This is a genomic window from Rhizobium sp. L9, assembly GCF_002531885.1.
Lineage (GTDB): Bacteria > Pseudomonadota > Alphaproteobacteria > Rhizobiales > Rhizobiaceae > Rhizobium.
Genome location: NZ_NWSZ01000044.1, coordinates 1 through 18,873, shown reverse-complemented (window position 1 = coordinate 18,873; position 18,873 = coordinate 1). Strand labels below are relative to the sequence as shown.

At 60.7% G+C, this 18,873-nt stretch carries 19 protein-coding genes and 3 pseudogenes; 13 read left to right on the top strand and 9 right to left on the bottom strand.

Translation table 11 applies throughout. The annotated features are described in order from the left end of the window. From CO660_RS30415 to CO660_RS30380, 8 genes are all read left to right on the top strand, one after another. Positions 1 to 630, top strand: a complete 630-nt coding sequence (locus CO660_RS30415) for a hypothetical protein (RefSeq protein ID WP_046977178.1) — start codon at positions 1 to 3, stop codon at positions 628 to 630. Beyond that, positions 627 to 1,190, top strand: coding sequence for a type III secretion system stator protein SctL (gene sctL, locus CO660_RS30410; RefSeq protein WP_046977179.1), 564 nt, complete (start codon positions 627 to 629; stop codon positions 1,188 to 1,190). Before CO660_RS30415 ends, sctL begins: the two co-directional genes overlap by 4 nt. Next, the gene (locus tag CO660_RS30405; RefSeq protein WP_046977180.1) at positions 1,183 to 2,502 is read left to right on the top strand and encodes a FliI/YscN family ATPase; all 1,320 of its coding nucleotides are present in this window, start codon (positions 1,183 to 1,185) and stop codon (positions 2,500 to 2,502) included. The genes sctL and CO660_RS30405 overlap by 8 nt, the downstream gene beginning before the upstream one ends. Beyond that, complete coding sequence (locus CO660_RS30400) at positions 2,499 to 3,518, top strand: FliM/FliN family flagellar motor switch protein (protein ID WP_046977181.1); 1,020 nt, start codon at positions 2,499 to 2,501, stop codon at positions 3,516 to 3,518. Before CO660_RS30405 ends, CO660_RS30400 begins: the two co-directional genes overlap by 4 nt. Further along, positions 3,518 to 4,171, top strand: a complete 654-nt coding sequence (gene sctR / locus CO660_RS30395; RefSeq protein WP_046977182.1) for a type III secretion system export apparatus subunit SctR — start codon at positions 3,518 to 3,520, stop codon at positions 4,169 to 4,171. The genes CO660_RS30400 and sctR overlap by 1 nt, the downstream gene beginning before the upstream one ends. A gap of 65 nt (positions 4,172 to 4,236) precedes the next feature. Further along, complete coding sequence (locus CO660_RS30390) at positions 4,237 to 4,506, top strand: flagellar biosynthetic protein FliQ (protein ID WP_046977183.1); 270 nt, start codon at positions 4,237 to 4,239, stop codon at positions 4,504 to 4,506. A gap of 10 nt (positions 4,507 to 4,516) precedes the next feature. Beyond that, positions 4,517 to 5,326: a flagellar biosynthetic protein FliR gene (locus CO660_RS30385; protein WP_046977184.1), complete on the top strand. Its 810-nt coding sequence runs from the start codon at positions 4,517 to 4,519 to the stop codon at positions 5,324 to 5,326. Continuing rightward, the gene (locus CO660_RS30380) at positions 5,313 to 6,110 is read left to right on the top strand and encodes an EscU/YscU/HrcU family type III secretion system export apparatus switch protein (protein WP_046977185.1); all 798 of its coding nucleotides are present in this window, start codon (positions 5,313 to 5,315) and stop codon (positions 6,108 to 6,110) included. The genes CO660_RS30385 and CO660_RS30380 overlap by 14 nt, the downstream gene beginning before the upstream one ends. A gap of 60 nt (positions 6,111 to 6,170) precedes the next feature. Here the strand turns inward: CO660_RS30380 and CO660_RS30375 are convergent, their stop codons facing one another. The 4 genes from CO660_RS30375 to CO660_RS33520 all read right to left on the bottom strand — a co-directional run bounded on the left by CO660_RS30375 (position 6,171) and on the right by CO660_RS33520 (position 10,307). Next, the gene (locus CO660_RS30375; protein WP_046977186.1) at positions 6,171 to 7,085 is read right to left on the bottom strand and encodes a pectate lyase; all 915 of its coding nucleotides are present in this window, start codon (positions 7,083 to 7,085) and stop codon (positions 6,171 to 6,173) included. Between the two features lie 42 nt (positions 7,086 to 7,127). Further along, the gene (locus CO660_RS30370) at positions 7,128 to 9,059 is read right to left on the bottom strand and encodes a flagellar biosynthesis protein FlhA (protein ID WP_064820007.1); all 1,932 of its coding nucleotides are present in this window, start codon (positions 9,057 to 9,059) and stop codon (positions 7,128 to 7,130) included. A 23-nt stretch (positions 9,060 to 9,082) separates the two neighbouring features. Beyond that, positions 9,083 to 10,051, bottom strand: a complete 969-nt coding sequence (locus CO660_RS30365) for a hypothetical protein (RefSeq protein WP_064820008.1) — start codon at positions 10,049 to 10,051, stop codon at positions 9,083 to 9,085. Between the two features lie 88 nt (positions 10,052 to 10,139). Then, positions 10,140 to 10,307 (bottom strand): hypothetical protein, encoded by a 168-nt coding sequence (locus tag CO660_RS33520; protein ID WP_007636000.1) that lies wholly within the window; start codon positions 10,305 to 10,307, stop codon positions 10,140 to 10,142. A gap of 254 nt (positions 10,308 to 10,561) precedes the next feature. Between CO660_RS33520 and CO660_RS30360 the strand changes: the two genes are divergently transcribed. Both CO660_RS30360 and CO660_RS30355 read left to right on the top strand, forming a co-directional pair. Then, the gene (locus CO660_RS30360) at positions 10,562 to 11,110 is read left to right on the top strand and encodes a hypothetical protein (protein ID WP_008534289.1); all 549 of its coding nucleotides are present in this window, start codon (positions 10,562 to 10,564) and stop codon (positions 11,108 to 11,110) included. Positions 11,111 to 11,119: 9 nt separating this feature from the next. After that, positions 11,120 to 11,533 carry a hypothetical protein gene (locus CO660_RS30355; protein ID WP_064820009.1) on the top strand — a complete coding sequence of 138 codons (414 nt, stop codon included), beginning with the start codon at positions 11,120 to 11,122 and terminating at the stop codon, positions 11,531 to 11,533. 4 nt (positions 11,534 to 11,537) lie between these two features. On the opposite strand, the gene CO660_RS30350 is transcribed toward CO660_RS30355, so the two are convergent. Then, on the bottom strand, positions 11,538 to 12,035 hold the full coding sequence (locus tag CO660_RS30350; RefSeq protein WP_064820010.1) for a helix-turn-helix transcriptional regulator: 498 nt from the start codon (positions 12,033 to 12,035) through the stop codon (positions 11,538 to 11,540). 459 nt (positions 12,036 to 12,494) lie between these two features. Here CO660_RS30350 and CO660_RS30345 point away from each other — a divergent pair, with 459 nt between their 5' ends. Next, a complete protein-coding gene (locus CO660_RS30345) occupies positions 12,495 to 12,878 on the top strand; it encodes a hypothetical protein (protein WP_008534295.1) in 384 nt (127 codons plus the stop codon). Between the two features lie 458 nt (positions 12,879 to 13,336). Here the strand turns inward: CO660_RS30345 and CO660_RS34165 are convergent. Next, positions 13,337 to 13,454: pseudogene (locus CO660_RS34165) on the bottom strand (DNA polymerase IV); the annotation flags it as partial. A 14-nt stretch (positions 13,455 to 13,468) separates the two neighbouring features. Between CO660_RS34165 and CO660_RS34580 the strand changes: the two are divergent. Next, positions 13,469 to 13,807 (top strand): annotated as a pseudogene (locus CO660_RS34580) (DUF4334 domain-containing protein); the annotation flags it as partial. A 270-nt stretch (positions 13,808 to 14,077) separates the two neighbouring features. On the opposite strand, the gene CO660_RS30330 reads toward CO660_RS34580, so the two are convergent. The 3 genes from CO660_RS30330 to CO660_RS30320 all read right to left on the bottom strand — a co-directional run bounded on the left by CO660_RS30330 (position 14,078) and on the right by CO660_RS30320 (position 17,334). After that, the gene (locus tag CO660_RS30330; protein WP_004675991.1) at positions 14,078 to 14,827 is read right to left on the bottom strand and encodes a hypothetical protein; all 750 of its coding nucleotides are present in this window, start codon (positions 14,825 to 14,827) and stop codon (positions 14,078 to 14,080) included. 158 nt (positions 14,828 to 14,985) lie between these two features. After that, positions 14,986 to 16,086, bottom strand: a complete 1,101-nt coding sequence (locus CO660_RS30325) for a cysteine protease StiP domain-containing protein (RefSeq protein WP_077991529.1) — start codon at positions 16,084 to 16,086, stop codon at positions 14,986 to 14,988. Positions 16,087 to 16,200: 114 nt separating this feature from the next. Beyond that, positions 16,201 to 17,334, bottom strand: a complete 1,134-nt coding sequence (locus CO660_RS30320; protein WP_225884181.1) for a phosphoribosyltransferase domain-containing protein — start codon at positions 17,332 to 17,334, stop codon at positions 16,201 to 16,203. 1,253 nt (positions 17,335 to 18,587) lie between these two features. Between CO660_RS30320 and CO660_RS30315 the strand changes: the two are divergent. Continuing rightward, positions 18,588 to 18,873, top strand: a pseudogene (locus tag CO660_RS30315) (transposase); the annotation flags it as partial.

The following is an 18,873-nucleotide window of genomic DNA, read 5'->3' as shown; positions in this document are numbered from 1 at the left end:
ATGCGCACGCCGCGTTCGGACGGCGAGGCGATCTCGGATGCCGCGAGGATCCGCAGGGCAGCGCTGCTTTCCGCGGATATGCTGCCGGCCGCCCGATGGGATGGGACCGCGCCGCTCCTTGCCGATGGGTCTACCCTGTCACCGCGGCTGTATCGGCGGCTTTTCACTGAGATCGCGGAAGCCCATGGCGACCCCGCCACATTTGCCGACGGCGCCCGCCGCCTGATTTCCATGGACGCGGGCGGACGCGCAACGGCCGCGCTCCGGGCGGGCCTCGCCTATCATCTCGCAGCCTTCTGCCCCGCGGTCGATCGCCCGACCCTTGCGAGGCTCAAGGCCGTCTACGGCGAGGAAGCGGTCGCATTCGCCCTCGGCCACATCAATCTTTCCACGGCAACGCCGCCGCTTGATCTGTTGAGCGAGCAGGCAAGGCATGTCGTCGAGGCCGATGGCTGGTCGATGCTGGCGCTTCTGGCAGACGAATACCGGATCTCTGCGGCATGGCGGTGGGCGGGCTGGCGCGACATGGCCGAAAACGGCTCGGCTTCCCTCTTGAAGAGCCCGGCGCTCGTTCTGGCGACGGCCGCTGTCGACGAGGTCGCCTCCATACAGGAAGGCGCCGGACGATGAGCTCGGGATTTGCGCGCCACGACCGCATCATTCCGGCGGAGAGTTTCGGCCAGATCAGAGAGGCGGCGCAAATTCTGGAGGCTGCCCGCCACGACGCCGCCCAATCGCAGGCGACACTTGCCGCCGCCAGCGAGCAGGCCGCCCAAAACGGCTATCGCGACGGGTTCGAACAGGGCGTTCGCGATGCCGCCGCACGGCTTGCCGCCTCGCTCGGAAAAGCCGAACAGGAAATTGCCAATCTCGACAGCTGGGTCGAGGCGGTGGTTCTGAAATCGGTCGGATTGATCCTCGGATCGATGGAGGCCGACGAGCGCACGAGGCGATTGGTCCGCCACGCCATATCCCAGACCGCTGAGGCCCAGGAGATCGCCCTGCATGTCGCCCCCGACGATGCCGCCATGATCGCCCGGGCAATTGCGGATATCGATCACCGCATCACTATCGAGACGGATCCGCTGATGTCTGCCGGCGAGATTATTCTGGAGACGTCGGCGGGACGCAGCCAGATCGGCTTGAAAGACCAGCTCGCCACCGTGATCGAGGCCCTCGTCCATGGTTGACGCGTTGCTTCGGATGGAGCGGAGACTCGAACAAACGGACGTGCGGCGGCAGAGCGGGCGCGTAAAGAGTGTTTCGGGCCTGCTGGTGCGGGCGCTCATCCCCTCGGTCAGGATCGGCGAGCTTTGTGAACTGCATGAGCCGGGCCGAGGTCGCATCGGCCTTGCCGATGTCGTCGGCATCGACGGCGAGACGGCGCTTCTCTCGCTTCACGGCGAAACCCGCGGCATCTCCCTGCGCACGGAAATCGTCCCGACCGGCCGGGAACCGGCCGTCTCCGTCGGCAATTTCCTGCTCGGCGCGATCGTCGACGCACACGGCAATATCCTGCGTCCCTCCGCCAACCCCGCCGGCGAGGACGCGCGTTTCCTGCAGCCGCTCTACGGCCAGCCGGTCGATCCTCTGTCGCGGCGCCCCATCCGCCAGCCGTTTACCTCGGGGATTGCCGCCCTGGACGGATTGCTGACCTGCGGCCAGGGCCAGCGCATCGGTATTTTCGGCGCGCCTGGCGCCGGCAAGTCGACGCTGGTGTCCCAGATCGTCGCCAACAACAAGGCCGATGTGATCGTCTGCGCCCTGGTCGGCGAACGCGGACGCGAGGTCGGCGAATTCGTTGCCGGCAACATGCCGGAAGGCGTCCCCTCGAATGTGGCGTTGGTTGTCGCCACATCCGATCGCCCGGCGCTGGAGCGGTTCAAGGCGGTGATGACGGCAACGGCGATCGCCGAATATTTTCGCGAGCAGGGAAAACATGTGCTGCTCGTCATCGATAGCGTCACCCGCATGGCCCGCGCCTTGCGCGAAGTGGGGCTTGCTGCCGGCGAACCGCCGGTGCGACGCGGCTTTCCGCCTTCCGTATTCGCCGTCTTGCCACAGATCTTCGAGCGCGCCGGCAACAGCGCAAACGGCACGATGACAGCTTTCTATACGGTCCTCGTCGAAGGCGAAGAGCAGGACGATCCGATTGCCGAAGAAACCAGATCGCTGCTGGACGGCCATATCGTGCTCTCCGACAAGATTGCCAGGGCGGGCAATTTTCCGGCGATCGATGTGCTGGCCAGCCGAAGCCGGACGATGAGCGCGGTGGTGAGCGAGAGCCATCGCCAGGCCGCCGACAGGCTGCGCGCCCTGCTGGCCCTCTATGACGAGGTGGAACTGCTGATTCGCGTCGGCGAATATCGCCAGGGGCGCGATGCCGCCGTCGACGAGGCCGTCGCCAAACACGGGCTCATCCAGCGCTTCCTGTTTGACGGCCAGGGCAAGCCGCAGCCGTTCGGCGTGATCGTCGAAGCGATCGAGGAGCTTGTCCGATGAATATCGCAGCGACCGCATGGCCCCGGTCATCGATGGCCGAGAGCTTCTTTTCCCGTTCCGACACGATGATGCGCGCCGCCTGGCAAATTCCGGTCCGGGAGCAGACGCTTTCCGTTCGCCCACTGTCCCCCGATATCGCAGCCGCGCGGATCGTCGATCCGGTCGGTCTTCTCTGCCGCATCGGCGAACGGGAGCAGATGCTGATTGCGTCGGCCGGCGCATTGCGGTTGCTGGCCGAAAGGCTTGAACCGCTGCTCCTCTGGGAAAAACTGTCGCCGCATGAACAGGCGGCGGTGGTCGAACATCAGTTCGTCGAGGCCTTCGAGGCAATCGAGAACAAGATCGGCATCAGCCTGTCGCTGCTGCAGATCGGCGTGGAGCCGCAGCCGGATGCCAGCGGCAATTTCGGCTTCGAAATCGGCTGGAACGGCATGAGCCTGCCCTTGAGCGGCCGCTTCGACGAGGCTTTTCTGAACGGGCTGGTCGGCTGGGCGAGCCGCCTGCCGCGCCGCACGCTCGATGCCCTGACGACGACCGTCGGCATCCGGCGCGGTTATGCCGTGCTGTCGGTCGGTGAGATCAAATCCCTGCGATTGGGGGACGGCATCGTCATCGATGGGGCGGCGCCGGAGACCGTGATCGCGATCACGGGTGAACGTTACCTTGCAACCTGCATGCGATCGGACAAAGGCGCGGTCCTCACCCAGCCGCTTCTGTCGACGCCAACCGGACCAATGAGGCATTTCATGACGAATGAAACCGTCGATCAGGAATTGCAGGGCGAGCCGCGTCCGTCGCCTGTCGACAGCATCCCGATCAAGCTGGTCTTCGATGCAGGACGGCTGGAGCTTCCGCTTCGCACACTCGAGACGATCGGCGAAGGTTATGTCTTCAATCTCGACAGGCCGCTGACGGATGCCGTCGATATCATCGCCCAGGGCCGTGTCATCGGGCGGGGGGAAATTATCTCCGTGGATGGATTGAGCGCCGTTCGCGTGACAATGCTGCACGACTGATGGAACAGACCTTTCCTCTTGCCCAGAGCCTCGTGGCGATGGCGGCGATCTCGATGCTGCCGGTCATTGCCGTGATAGCAACCTCCTTTACCAAGATTTCGGTCGTTCTCCTGATCGTGCGCAATGCGATCGGCATCCAGCAGACACCGCCGAATCTCCTGGTCTTTGCGATCGCCATCGTGCTCTCGGCCTTCGTGATGAACCCGGTGCTGCAGAACAGCTGGCAATTGCTGCTCGCCCATAGCGGCGATTTCGCCACGGTCAGTGGTATGGCGGACGGCATGGTCAAGGTGGCGGCACCGCTGAAGGATTTCATGCTGAAATTTTCCGATGCCGAGGTCCGCGACTTTTTCGTCCAGGCATCGCAGAAAATCTGGGCAAACGCACCGGTTAGCCCGATCGCCTCCGACGACATCACCGTTCTGACGCCGAGCTTCCTCGTTTCGGAACTGACGCGGGCATTCGAAATCGGATTTCTGATCTATCTGCCCTTCCTGATGATCGACTTCGCCGTCTCCGCCATTCTCGTGGCGCTCGGCATGCAGATGATGTCGCCGACGGTGGTTTCAACGCCGCTGAAGCTGCTGCTCTTCGTCTCGATCGACGGCTGGCGGCGACTGCTGGAAGGTCTGGTGCTATCCTATGCGCAGTGAGCAGCCTGCCATGACGAACGCACCGGTTCGGGTGCCTGCCGCGCAGACCGGAAAGGCTTGCCGTCATGGGTGAGGATCAGGTCGCAGCCGAAATCGGCATGTCCGTGATGGCGACCTTCGCCTTGGCCGGCCCTATTCTGGGCCTTGCCGCACTTCTCGGCCTCGTCATCGCCATCTTCCAGGCGGCGACGCAGATCCAGGAACAGACCATCGCGCAGATCGTCAAGATTTTCGTGATCTCCATCACCCTGCTGCTGTTCGGCCGGGTGTTGGCAACGCCGCTGATCGAACATTCCGTTCACATCCTCAACGACTTCCCGACCATGGTTCAGTGAGGCGAGGCGGATGGGGCCGGATCATCTTCCGCTCGTCGGCATCGAGGTCGCGGCACCGGCCGCAGCCATGCTCGGCGCCGCCCGCGCGCTCGGGATACTGCTGATCTTCCCGATCTTCTCGCTGTTCAGCATCGTCGGCATCCTGCGTTTCGGCCTCGCAATCGGCCTGTCGGCGCCCTCCGTCGCCTTCGCTTATTCGACGCTGGCGCTGGGGGATACGTCCTGGTTCGATCTGGCCGCCCTTTCGATGAAGGAACTTTGCTTCGGGGCGCTTGTCGGCATGGGGCTCGGCATTCCCTTCTGGGCGGCCCAGGCGGCGGGTGATATGACTGATGTCTATCGCGGTGCCAATGCCGCCAATCTCTTCGACCAGATCAACGCGCTGGAAACCGCGCCGCTCGGTTCGCTGATGATGTCGATCGCCCTGGTGATTTTCGTCAGCGCCGGCGGCATCATCGATCTGGTCGCGATTTTCTACAAGTCGTTCGAGTTCTGGCCGCTCTTCAAGCTCATGCCCGCCATGCCCGACGATCCGCTCGACATGATCCTCGGTGTATTCGGCCGGCTGTTCAAAGCGGCCGGATTGCTTGCCGCCCCGTTCATGATCGTCACCTGCGCGCTCGAATTGTCGCTGGCCTTCGTTGGCCGCTCGTCGAAACAATTCCCGCTGAACGATAGCCTGCCGGCCATCAAGAACTTCGCGGTCGTGGTCATTCTCGTCATCTACACGGCCTTCATCTCCAGCTATTTCCACGATCTCTGGATCGACGGATTCAACGAGGTGAAAGCCATGCTGGAGGTGACCCATGGCCAAAAATGACGATACCGAAGAAAAAACCCTGCCGCCGAGCCGGGTGAAGCTCGATCGGCTCCGCCGCGAGGGCCAGGTTCCCCGCTCGAAGGAAATCCCGGTTGCGATCTCCGTTCTTGCCATCGCCGTCTACGTCACCTGGGGCTTGCCTGATATCCTCGAGGATTTCACCCGCAGTTTCGATAGCGGCCTGCAGTCCGCCGCGCGGGCCGACCTCTCCGACGCCGTCACTGTCGGCTTGAGCGAAACCGGCGTGGCGCTGCTCGATCTCATGTGGCTGCCGCTTGCCATGGGTCTTGCCGCGACCATCCTGGTGTCGATCCTCGACGGGCAGGGGTTTCCCGTATCGTTCAAACATATGAGCTTCGATTTCACCCGGCTCAATCCGTTCGAGGGCATCAAGAGGCTTTTTTCGCTCGCGAGCATCGCCGAGTTCGTCAAGGGGCTCGTCAAGTTTGTCCTGCTCGCCGCCGCCGGCGGCGGTGCGATCCTCTATTTCCTCAACAGCATCTTCTGGTCGCCTCTTTGCGGAGAAGCATGCACGCTCTCCACGACAGCCCATCTCCTCGGCTCGATCCTCGTCATTGCCGCCGGCATCATGGTGGCGGCGGCCTTTTTCGATATCCGCATTTCGCGCGCGCTGTTCAGGCACGAACACCGCATGACCAAGACCGAGGCGCGGCGCGAATACAAGGATACCCAGGGCGACCCGAAGCTGAAATCGGCGCGCCGGCAAATCGGCGCGGAAATGCGCAGCAGCCCGCCGCGCAGGCAAGGACCAGGCCGGCAATGAAAAGCGGGAGCCTAAGCCGCCCGCTTGATCTTCGCTTTGCGGTTCCGGTGGTCGGGCGTCTCAGACGCCCGATTGGTTGTCACCTACACGCGTCCAGTTCTTCACATCGTCCAGCGTGATATCGGAGAGGAACGTCACGCTGGCAAGCGAGCTGTCGGTGCGGAAGACGTTGCTGCCGTGGGAGAACGCCCCGCCATCGATGGTGACGTCGGCGTCGATCTGCTTGCCGCCGTTGGTGCGCACGAGCGTGGTAAAGCCGTCAGCGACGAAATCCTTCAGATAGAACCTCGTGTCGGCATTGATCTGGAAGATCTTGTCGGTCGCGCCCTTGGCGGAGCCACCGATAATAGTGACGTCGCCGGCGCTTTTTACCGTCAGCGCATCCTCGCCGACATTCTGCCAATTGACGTTTTCGAGCGTCGCGCCGCCATAGACGTGAATGCCGTCGGCGCCATTCTCGCCGAGATCGACATTCTTGAGCGTGGCGCCGTTCTTGAGAATGAACAGCGGCGATTGGGTTTCGGACTGGCCGCCATCGCCGAGCTTGGACGAGGCCGTATAGGTCGCGCCCTTGCCGTCGAACACGCCGCCATCCACGACGATCGGCTCGTTGACGACGATGACGCTGCCCTCTTTCGAGAGGTCGGGTTTTTCCGTCGTGGTCTGCAAAGTCGTGGCCTGTTTCTCGTCGGATGGATCCACCTTCTTGGAGTGGGATTGCCAGTTGATGTGCTTGCGCAGCAGATCCTTGGGGTCGGAATCCATGCCGTTTTCCGACGTTTCCCGCGACTTCGGCACATAGGAGGTCAGCGTCGGCGGGTTGCCGGAGAAATCTTCGAAGGGCGAGACCTTGCGGGTTCGGATGGCGGTGAAATCCGTGTCGGCCCTATTGCTGCCGCCAAGGCAATCGGACTCAAGGTCGAAACGGGAGGTTCTGTCGAAGTCTATGGGCCTTTGTCCATCTACGCCACACATTGCATTCATCCCCAGTTGGTCTCGTCTACTTCACTTGCTCTATCAGCCCGGCCTTTGTTTGGAGCCGGCAGCGTTCCGGATTTGCCCGATCTCTCCGATGGTTTCGATCGTTATATCCCTGTCGATCTCCTCCGCCGCCAGCACCGGAATGCGGCAGTTGTGGTGGATCATCAGCGTCTGGGTGAGCAGGCGCCACTCGCCCGGCACGATGATGATGGGATCGTATCCCCGCTCGTTGGCGTCCTCGAGAGCCTGCCTGGCTTTCTCGGCCAGCAGGCGCAGCCTTTCGGCTATCTCGATCTTCTCGGTCGCTCCAGCGGCGTCATAGGAGCGGATGAAGTGGTCCCATTCGGCGGGAAGCACCAGCGCCGGCAGCAATCCGCGCCGGTCGAGAAGCCCGAAGGCGATCTGCTTGACCAGCGCGGCGCGCGCCATTTCGGCCAGGGCATCCGGCGCGTGATCGGTGCCGGCGTGCAGCATCACTTCCAGCAGTCCGCGCGGCTGGGAAAGCGTCACGCCGGAATCCAGCAGGCGTCTGACGACCGCGACCGTCAGCATCAGCGGCACCTGGGTGGCGACGTCGATCGCCAGTTTGCCGAGACGCGGTTCGAGGCTGCCCAGCCATTGTGCCGCGTCGTCGACGCTGAACAGGGCGCCGATATGGCGGCGGACGATGCGCACGATGTCGTCGGCAATCTGTTCGGCCGTCCGTTCGGGACCGCAGCTGACGAGACCGGCGGGCACGTTTTCGACCTGAAGGTGGATCAGATCCTCGGCCATGCGGGGATCGGCGTTGAACGTCGGCACCGTCACGGAGACGCCGACGGCGCGCGCCGCCATGCGGATCCGCCCGTCCAGCATTTCGCCGAGCCGCATCGCCTCAAGCCGCGCCAGCGTTTCCACCGAGACGGTGGCGACGACGGGATCGCCATATTTCGTCCGGTCGAGCGGATAGGAATTGGCGCTTTCCACGGCATTCGCCGATCCGGCTGCGGCCGGGCCGGTGCGCCGGCGATGCACCATAAAGGCAAGGCCCGCCAGGCACAGGCCGATTGCGCCGAGCACGCCTGTGGGAAATCCCGGCACGAAGCCCGCGCAGATCGTCAGCGCCGCCGCAATCGCCAATGCGCGGGGCTCCCGGAAGAGTTCGCGGCCGATATCGCTGCCGAGGCTGCCATTGCCGTCATCGGACACGCGGGTCACGACGATACCCGCCGAGACTGCCATCAGAATGGATGGGATCTGCGAGACCAGGCCGTCGCCGATCGACAGCAGCGTATAGAGATGGGCCGCCTCGGCAAAGCTCAGGCCCTTCTGGAAGATACCGATCGCCAGGCCGCCGATGAGATTGACGGCGACGATCACCAATCCTGCGACCGCATCGCCCTTGACGAAGCGCATGGCGCCGTCCATCGCGCCGAAGAACTGGCTCTCCTGTTCGAGACGCGACCGGCGCTTCTGCGCGGCTTCCGTGCTGATATGGCCGTTGCGCAGGTCGCTGTCGATGGCGAGCTGCTTGCCCGGCATGGCGTCGAGCGTGAAACGGGCGCCGACCTCGGCGATGCGCTCGGCGCCCTTCGTCACCACGATGAACTGCACCAGCGCCACGATCAGGAAAATGATCAGCCCGACGACGACATTTCCCGCAACGACGAAATCGCCGAAGGCCATGATGATCTCGCCGGCATCGGCGTCCGCCAGCACGAGCCGGGTCGAGGAAATCGTCAAGGCCAGGCGGAACAGCGTGCCGATCAGAATGACCGCGGGAAAGGTCGCGATTTCAAGCACGCTCTTCAGATAGGTCGTGGTGATCAGCACCACGAAAGCGAAGGAGAGATTGAAAGCGATCAGCACGTCCAGAACGATTGTCGGAAGCGGCAGCACCAGCATCGTCACGACGGAGGCGAAAAAAACCGCAAGCAGCATATCGGTGCGCTGCGCAAGCATGGCGATGGCGGATGACCTTACCTTCATGATCCGGCTTCCGACGCCATCGCCTATTCTTGTTCGCTGCTGGAAATTTCGGCGAGCTTCGGCTCGGCATTGCCGGCAGAGGCGAAATTGACCGTATCGTCCTCACTGTCACGGGAAACGATCATCTGGTCTTTGCCGATCTCCTTGATGCGCCAGCCGCTCGCAACGACATCGCCTTCCTCGTAGCGGCGACCGTCGGAGCCGATGATGAATCTGACGGGCGTATAGCCGGCGGCGGCGACGAAGCCGTCGAGACCGGAAGAGAGGGCGGTGAGATCGACGATGGAAACGGAACCCCGCCGGCTCATCGAGGCGATGATGCTGCGCAGCTTGGTCTCATCGGGCAGGCCGAGAGGCCGCGATCCTTCGCCGATGCGAATTTCGTCGGCGGTGGCGACGATGCTCAGATCTTGGGGAAGCTGAGCCATACGAATGGCCTGGCGGATTTCGGCAGCGATCGCCGCCGATGACGGCGCCGGTTCGGGCGCGGCGGAAACCTTGACGAGCGGGGCTTCGTGAGCCGGCGCATCGCTGTTGTAAAGGCCGGCCAGCAAAAGCAACGCCGCCAGCCCGAGAAGGCCGGCAGCCGCAATCCGGCGCGGCTCGAACCGCACGCGCCGGGCGCCGAGACCTTCGAGTTCGCAGATCGTGCCGTCGAAGGAGATGGTCTGTCTCTTCGTAAGGCTCATCGTCCGATCGCGCGGGATGGAACGACCGTCGATCGCCACGTCATCCCGCAACGCGGTCAACGACACCGTGTCGGAGCCGCGGGAGCGCTGCAGACTGATGGCAAAGGCGGGTTCCGGTTTGGCGCCTAGGATGATCAGGTCACAATCGGCGCTGCCGCCGACCACCTGCCGCTCCGCCGTCAACGGCAGAATGGAGCTGCGCCCGGCGCGCGTGATGCGCAAGACCGGTCCGCCGCTGCCTGACGCAGTGTTGCCGGCGTTACCTCTGAATGTCGGCGAAGAGGGATCTAGATCCATGGTCATCTTGTTCCCGAACCGTCCGTCGAGCGGCTTTTATTGTCTTCGAGAGCGGGGAAGCGAGACGGGCGAACCCGTCTCGCCATTGTTTCAATCAGCCTGGGCCGATCTTCTTGATGGCGTTTGCGACGCCATTGATCTTGGTGATTTCGGTTGCAACCTGCAGGCTCTGCGCGGTCGCTTCGTTCTGGGCCGACTTGAAGGCGGAAATCGCCGAGCCGATGCCCGCATCAAGTGTCGAAGTACTAGTGCTGGTAGCCATGTCTTGAACTCCTTGCATGGTTTTGGCGGCCAGAACCTTGCAGAATTCAAGATCGAATTCAATAGCTTATGTTAAAAAGTTATTAATTCGCGATATGTACAACAAATGCGCGAAATGGATATCCGTCCTGTTCCCAGCAGACCGATGATCTGCAACAGTAGATCAGATAATTATTAATAGACTGGATTTTGCAGCCCCTGCCTTCCTTCGTTCATTAGTTGTCGGGCGATATCCGGATCGTGAGGTAAACTCAGATGTTTGCGCGTTTTGTTTACATGGCCGCTATCGGACTGCTGGCCTCCTTTCCTCCACCGGCCGGCGCCAGCGAGCGGGAGGTGCGCCTGGATGTCGTCTCCCTGCCGCTTGGCGATGTTGTCCAGACGTTGTCCTTCATGTCCGGCATCCCGGTCACGACAGTCGGGACACTGAGCGGCAAGGTCGAGCACTGGTCCGTGCGGGAAAGCGGAGCCAAGGCCTTCGTCAAGCTTGGCGATGCCAGCAATCTCTTCGTCGCCTATGACGGCAGCCGCATCATCATCGCGCCGAAGCAGGAGGTCTCCACCGTTGTCCTCGATCGCGGCGGCCGCAGCTGGAAGACCGAGCAAAACGCCATTCGCGCGCTGTTCCCGCTGCTGCCGGACGATGCGCTGCGTGAAGATCCCGCCAGCGGCTTGGTGCTGGTGCGCGGGCCCGCCGTCTTCACCAAGGCCGTCGAAGACGTGCTGAGCCGGCAGCAAGCCGACAGCATCAAGGTCATCAAGGGCGGCCAGCTGGAAATCCTGACGACGAACAACGGTGCCTGAGCGGCTGATATGAAGGCGCTGAAATCTCTCAGGCAGTTGCTGCAGATCCGCAGCCTGCGGGCCGACAATCTTTCCCGCAGCCTCTCTGAGGCGCGGGCGGATGCCGAAAGCGCGCGGGAGCGGGAAGCAAAAGCCTCCGAAGCGCTCGACATCGCGGCAAGCCGGGCCGCCGGCAATCCTGTCGTCGACGCATTGCGCAAGAGCGACGTTATCTCCGCCGCCGAGCTTCAGGACGCGCTGATGCGACAATCCGTATTGCGCAGCCATGAAGCCGATGCCAGCCTATCGCTTGCGCAGCGCAAAGCCGCCCGGCGCGCCGCGCAAGAGCGGGCAGAACACGTCGCCGCCGATTTTTCGCGGGCACAGAAGGCGGTATTGCGCACCGAGTTTTCGCTTGAAGCAGCGGAGAAAATCGACCGGTAGGGAGCTAAGAACCAGCAGATGAACCAACCGGCTTCTGTTCTTCCATCTCTTCATCGACAATCGAGCTGACGAGGGCAACGATCCGGCTGCGCACACGCGGAGAAAGGAGCAAAACGTCGTCTATCAGACGCCGTCCCTCCGCCGTGGAAATATAGGCAATCTTCTCATCGATCTCTGTTATGATTTGCTGGCCCTGAGTGGTTTCGGGATCTGGAAGACCTTCGAAAAACCTCGAAACAGGGATCTTGAGGCAATTGGCAAGCTCGTAGAGCATCGAAGCGCTGACGCGGTTCTTACCGCTTTCATATTTTTGTACCTGCTGCAAACTGACCCCGATGCCGGCGCCGAGATCCCCTAGGGATACATTCGACTGCATTCGGCGGATACGGATTTGCTGTCCGACATGCCGATCAACTGGATGCACCAACTCGCGCGCTAAATTCGACTGTTCGGCTTGCGCAGGCCTCGAAGTCCGGACCTGTGCTGCTGCATAGCGCTTCATGGTGGACACCCCGATGGAGAGTTTCACGCGGTGCGCCCCCGCTGAAAACTCGCTAAACCCACTGATCGGGGAGTTGGAAACCGTACACGACGGTCCTGTGGCCTTTAGTTCCGAGGAACCTGGACATACGCCACAGGCTCCTCGACCGAAGGTCAAGGAGTGTGATGCCGTTACGGCCGGCATCAACCACGTGTAGGGGTTTCCACACCCCAGGGCAGCGCGTACTGCCCTATCGAAAAAGATAGCGGGAATCCGCCCGCTGCGCAACCGAATTCTTTACAAGATTCAATAGCTTCGCTTTACGCTCGGACACTTGCCTCAAAAGCGAGAGGTCACGCTTCGGGCGGTAAAGTGGTCAGAAAACCAAAGGAGGTGCGATCAGCGGAACGCCCATTGCGAGGATTGTCTGCCCACTCTCCCGGAAGAGATGACGATGACACCTGGGAGAGCGCGGACGTCGTGGCGATCGAGGAGACGGACGATACCGTCACCGTACTTCTCTGGCATCTGAAATACTCGCAGGCAGTAATGGGGCGCCGGGCGGACGATCTTTACCTCGTTTGCGGTCAAGCACAGAAGGGGGTGAAGGGGACATGGAGCTTGAAGAACCTCATCAACCACCTGACCGTGAGAGAAACATCACATCTTAAGGGCCGGGCCCGTTTCATTCGAGGCAGCCTGAATGACTTGGCCACGCTTCGAAAGGCTGCCCGACGCAAGTTCATCGAGTACCGGATCGGGATTGTACAGCCGGGTCTTAACGGTGAAAACATACCCGCAGAACATCTTGCGCTTCTGGGAGCGACTGCCACTTCATACTGTCTGTCACCGGGTGTCCCCTAATGACTGTCGCGAACCGCACCGATCCAGCTTAGCTGCCGGCCACCGTCTCCAGCGGCGCTACTTTCCATGACGGCAGGGCCGCCGCGAACTGTCACGGCCTTCTTGGGGCTTTCGATATCGAAATTGACGTTGTAGCGGTTCCACTCTGTAACAGCGGCAGAGCCGCCGACAAAATCAGGGGTAGGAATGCTCGATGTCCTGCCGATTGTTGCGGCGGGTGCATAGCTGCAGTGCAACATAGACGCTGGCTTCATGGCGCTGGCCCGAGTATTGCTATTTTCATCGAAGCGATGCTTCCTCCCGCAACGCTTCGAAGTTTAGACGGCCCACTCCTCCTCCCAAAGGGACGTCTGTGGGAACAGCGGCACTCCTCCTCCCAGGTCGCCGTTCGGTTCTTTTAGGAAAGCCTGCCGCACCTCCTCCCGCGGCAGGCTTTTCTATTTCGGGGCGATGGGCCGTCAGAGCCCGAGATCAAGTTGGGACTGGGGTCGTGCATTGCCGATCGGAGGTCGTCAGCGTTGAAAGCGTGACGCCGAGCAGCCGCACTGGCCGCTTGAATGGATAGACAGTCGCCAATCGACGGGGCATCGTTCGATGGTGTGCTCGAAGATCTTGGCTGGTTCGGCAAACGGTTCACGCCGGACATGCGCGCCGATGTGCTGCTGTTTCGAGCGGGAGACCGGCGGCTGGTTGCCGTGGATCCCAAATGGATCCCGCTTCGGCTAACGTTGCGTTTTTATAAGATCGACAGGACGCGTGTGGCAAGCAACCAAGTTTTCCTATCTCCAGCGCCGGCTGCGGGCGAGGGCCCGGTCGCGTCTTTGAAGGCCATGATGTTCGGCTGCGTCAAGAGCGCGGCCATGGTCTATGACGATCAACCCATCGTCGACCATTTCCGGCGGATCGACGCCGAGAGGATCATGGGCGCGAAATTTCGCTCTGCGCAAGTAAGGCACGAACCGTCGAGACGGCAGTTCCTAATGAGCTCATCGAAAGGACATATCATGCTGAAATACAAGCTCTACGTACTCGTGGTAAAAGCCGACGGGAATCTCGCGATCCTCGCCGCGCTTGCCATGGTTCTTACCGCGATATGGCGCGGCGTTTTACCCATAGGAAGTTTCTACTAAAAGACTGGAGGTGCAGGATCATTCCTGCACCCTCCTCACATATCACCGCGTTCGCAGTACGCGTGTCACCTATCTCTCACGCGCAACAGCGGAAACGACAAGGTCTGTCATTTGAGAGTTACCCGGAGCACCCCACCAGTCGCAGAGGGACAGGTAGGAGAAGTCGCTCACACTGTCACCGTAGCCGATCACTGGGCGACCTGGATGCTCCGTCCGAAGCTTTTTGAGCAGAAATTGTGAGGCCACCCGTTTTGAGATCGCAGGCGGAACTAGCGCAAGGTTATTGCCGTTGTGGTGTCGAACCCAACCCCGTTTTTCTCGAATGATCGGCACAATCTCTTCAAGGCGTGAGCCGTCTCCGTCAATCTCTTTGAAGACAACATATGTCGCGAGATCAGCTTCCATCACCGACCAGCACCGGATGTGGACGCCAAGTTCCCTCGCCTTGGTCCTGCCCTCATCGAGGAGCTTATCGAAAAAGCCGGCAAGCGGCCGGAGCTCCCTTGCGACGACCTCATGCCATTCGGCGTCAGGCTTGCCGTCCTTTTTGAGGATGACGGCACCGTTCGATACGATTGAGTAGCTTTCAAACGCGATCGTAACGCGCGAAAGAGCCTCAGAGCCGCGCGCCGTAACCGGGATGGCCTCCGTGGAGACGAGCAGCCACTCGACAAAGGCAGCTTGAATCTTCGTCATATAGGAGTTGCTTCCATTAATGGATTTGGACGCCAATACCAGATCGGCTTCCGCAATCTCCGGTATCTTTTTCTTGGTTTGAAACAAGGTGTCGTCAAGGTCCACCAGAGCAATGGGCTTCATATGCGTACTCCAAAATGCGACTGGTTAAATATCTGATCGATTGCCAGATGTGAGTTTTCGCGGATTTTCCATTGGCAATGAATTTTACGATACGGAATTTGTCACATCTCAGTTTCCTTGACCTGCGCGCCGAGCTCGTAAGTAGACATACGTGGAGATTAGGAGACGTGCCGGATCAGCGTGACGGCGCGGTAGGGGGCGATCTTTCTAGGGGAGACGACATACGGGACGCCTTTGTTGTCGATCAGGTACATGAGGGCCGCGAGTTCTGGATCGGTTGGCGACGAGACGTACACCTTTTCCGGCACACGTCGCAGGATGGCCCTGGTCGCCTCCGCAATGCCCGGCTTTACTCGGTTGATGTTTGTTACGGCGTCCTCCCCCATCACCCAGGCGACGGCAGCGGCGGCGGCATCGCGATGCGCCCGGCGGGTCTCGATACTCCAGACGCTCGGGATTTCGGTTGCAATCACAGTGGAGACATCATTCCACATACCATCCACGAATGATCGGGAAATATCGTGTTGCGCGAGATTATCCCACTGGACGCAGGCGTGGAAGTCACCGGGACCGACGAGGGCAGCGTTGAGGATCGAGCGGCTGATAAGCCCGGATACGGTGCATCCTAGCATTCCGGAGGGAATAAGCCAGTCGTCGCCCGATGCGGCGAGCCATGCGCAGCCGCAGGGGTCGGCCAATACAACTAGCCGCGCAGGCCGGTCTGAGTAGTCCTTGAAGCTCTTTTCGAGTTGGTTCGCAATTGCTCCTTTGCCCGTCCAGCTATCTACGAAGACGATGCTCTCGACAGGACGCCTGGCAAGAATGTGGCGCATAGCCTCGTCGTCAACGCCCTTGTCGCGAATGATCGACAACCCGTAGTGTCCGACGTCCCGGCCGAGTAAGGCGATGGCCCTCTTGAGAAGGATGCCGAAGGGCACGCCGGCGCGGACCAAACTGACAAGGGTAATAGGACCCTCGACCGACTGCACGATCGCGAGGGCGAGGCGTGCCGTCTCGGCGCCCATGCGCGGGCCACCAGTGGCCATGGCCTTAGCAAACAGGTCCATGTATTCGCGGGTCGGGGCCATCTCGGCGGAAATCATTTCCGAGTAATGCCGCCGCCCGGATTGGATGGCCTCTTCCCTCGTGGCCGTGTCAGTAGGCTGAATATCCACTCTCTTGAGAAGGAGCGTCACGTCGTATTCGGCGTAGGAGCCTAGTGTGGCAGGGGAGGCGATGCTGTCATAGATATCCCCCATGGGAGTGATGTCCTTAGATAACGCGACAGCAGTGTTGTGTCGCTGTGGACTGGCGGAAATGTCCGATCGAGTGAGCCGATTTCGAAGCGGCAGACCGCATGGCCTAAGGCGGCTTCATTCACCTTCTACGTCTGAAAGGACAATGGGATCGCCCAGTGCGGACATCAGGCTGGCACAGACATTTTCCGGGCCTGTCTCCGAGCAGAGTATAATTTTCGAGTACAGCGCTGGATCGACGTTGTAGAGGTAATGTGGAACCGTTCCGCCGTAGTTGTCGGAGAACGAAAGTACTGAACCGATCGCGTGGCCTTTCGACAGGGGGGAACGCGTCACGGATGAATAGAAAACCTCAGCGCCCTCCTTTTCCAAGCGCTCCGCAAGCAGGAAGGGCTGCCACACGTGTTCGCCCGTTCCGAGTACGAGGGTAATCCCGTCATCGGCAGCGTTTGCATTGAGACCCTGCAAGTGATCGACGACGCCGAGACGCGCCCAGTCTCGAGCGACGTCGGGACAGACCTCGGGCCGCTTAGGACGGTCACAGTAAGGGACCTGCGGAGTAGCTGCCGTGAAATCCCCACGCGGAGTCCAACTGTACCGTCCGGAAACGATAGTAGCCTCACTGACTGTTCCCGTGATCTCCGCGCGGGCAGCGCCTTCTGACCAGTCGGTAAGCGTAAGTAGGACTGTGTGCTTCAGCTTCAAACGAATTTTTGCGGGAAGGGCAGCGAAGATGTTGGCAAATGTCTTACCTGTCGAAGCCTCATCGTCAACGAGTACCAAGCCGGTCGCACCATGAACCAAGTCGCGGAGCCTTGCCTCGCATGGTTCGTGCAGGAGGTGCCGCGGGGCATGGCTATGCTCTTCCTCAAATTCGCACAGCAGCGGCAGTTTAAGATCATGGCGAGTGGAGCAGATATATATTGCATCGCCGCGACCAGTGAGTTCGCGGAACCGCCGATGGACACCCGCACCAAGGCCAATGCCCGCTTCGGCTATTCCGATGAACAAAACCGGACCAGGAATATCGGCAGGAATCTGACGTGCAAGGAGGTCGAATGCATTTCCCATGACCGAAGGGCGGATCGGCAGGAATCGACCAAGAACCTTGGAAACAAACAGAAACGAGCGGTTCGGGTTGATTCGCTGCCCGAAGCCGAACATCTCGATGGGGGGTACAAGGCTTCGATCCACGTGAACCGAGATAGTGCCGTCGGCGAGTTGCGCAGAGTATGTTGAAGGATTCACCATTGCCAGCTTTCGAAAGTACGGACGTTTACCGTGGAAAAAATCCGTCCCATATGTTTCTGTGACGCCGCACGCTCATTGGCGTCTCGTTGACGAGCAGGGTAGCACTTACCTCTCGAGGCTCAGAGTGCATCCGCGCCACGATATCGCAGGAGAATTCGCCGGCCCTTGGCGCGAAGGCCAGCACGGCGCGAGCGCCTCCCTGGTTTCAGCTTCGTTGGGGCTAAATCCCGATCTGAGGCCTTCCTGCCCCGTCGATGCGGCTCGTGACCCATCTCCGACAAAGCGACTGGGGCGATAGAAATAGAGTTTACGTCAGTTCATCCTCGCTCTCTGCGGTGAATCAGTAGCATGAAGTGAAGCAAGGGACGTGCCACTCGGACATGCAGCACGAATGCGAGCTGAATAGGCACCAGAACTCGAATATTGCATTCCAGGTCTCACGCGGCAGATGTCCAGATTGCCGGGAAATTTCGTATTGCATCCATAACGGCTTTGGGCGACGGATTGCGGGACCTGCCATGGCAAGCGCGTGCGGTCGCGAAACCTCAGATGGCGGCGAAGCGCTGCAGTTAAGAGAGATGCTGGAGCGTATATTCGCCTAAACGCTGCTGACGTGGCGGTGGGGCCTTTGAACGGTGGACGAGATCAGCCGGGAAAAAAGGCGTAGCTTAATTGAAATCGGCAGGGTGTACCCCGCCCACTACCGGGGATCAGAGCAGGCCAGCCTTGGCCCCAACCTGCGATGATAGCAGGTGCCTGGGGCACCTCCAGCACGTCGAGGGTTCTGCATCTTCGTGTCAGCCAATAGCCGACAGTTCGCACCACGTTTGTATTCGCTTTGTCTGCTTTACGACAGACTTAAGTCTTGATGCCTGCACTCAGCCGTCGTTGTTCAGTCCCGGCATTTTCATGGAGCGGATCGAGGGTGAAACGTTCAGGCTGCGAAGTCTATGTCTTGCAGACGAACTCGTAGTGTGAGGCCCTTGAGGGTCTTGAGCCTGCGTGACCTGCCACTGAACTTTCATCCAGCGGCGATTAGAGCCTCGGCGGTTTTGAATACGCCAAGTGGCGCGGTGTGAGCAACCGGCACGCGGATCGTGTCCCAGCACCTGGTGTAGCTGACGGGAGGGAGTAAAGCCGAGTGCCCGCGCGCTTCTCGCTGCGCTGTAGCGGGTGATCGGCTTTGCGGGCGGCCATCAGTGTTTTCCGCTAGGGTCGGGTTGTTCAAGACCAACCTGACGGAAAGATCACCGATGACCAATGACATGATGAACGTGCGCTCCCTTGTTGAGAAGAGTGCCGATGCAGATTTGTTGCGTGAGATGATCGGTCTTGCTGCCGAGCGGCTGATGGAGCTGGAAGTAGGCTCGGCTACGGGTGCAGACTTCGGTGTGAAGAACTCGATGCGGCTCACTCAACGCAATGGCTACCGTGACATCGGGAGACGCGGGCTGGCACCGTGGAGCTTCGCATTCCGAAGCTGCGCAAAGGCAGCTACTTTCCGAGCTTCCTTGAACCGCGCCGCATGGCAGAGAAAGC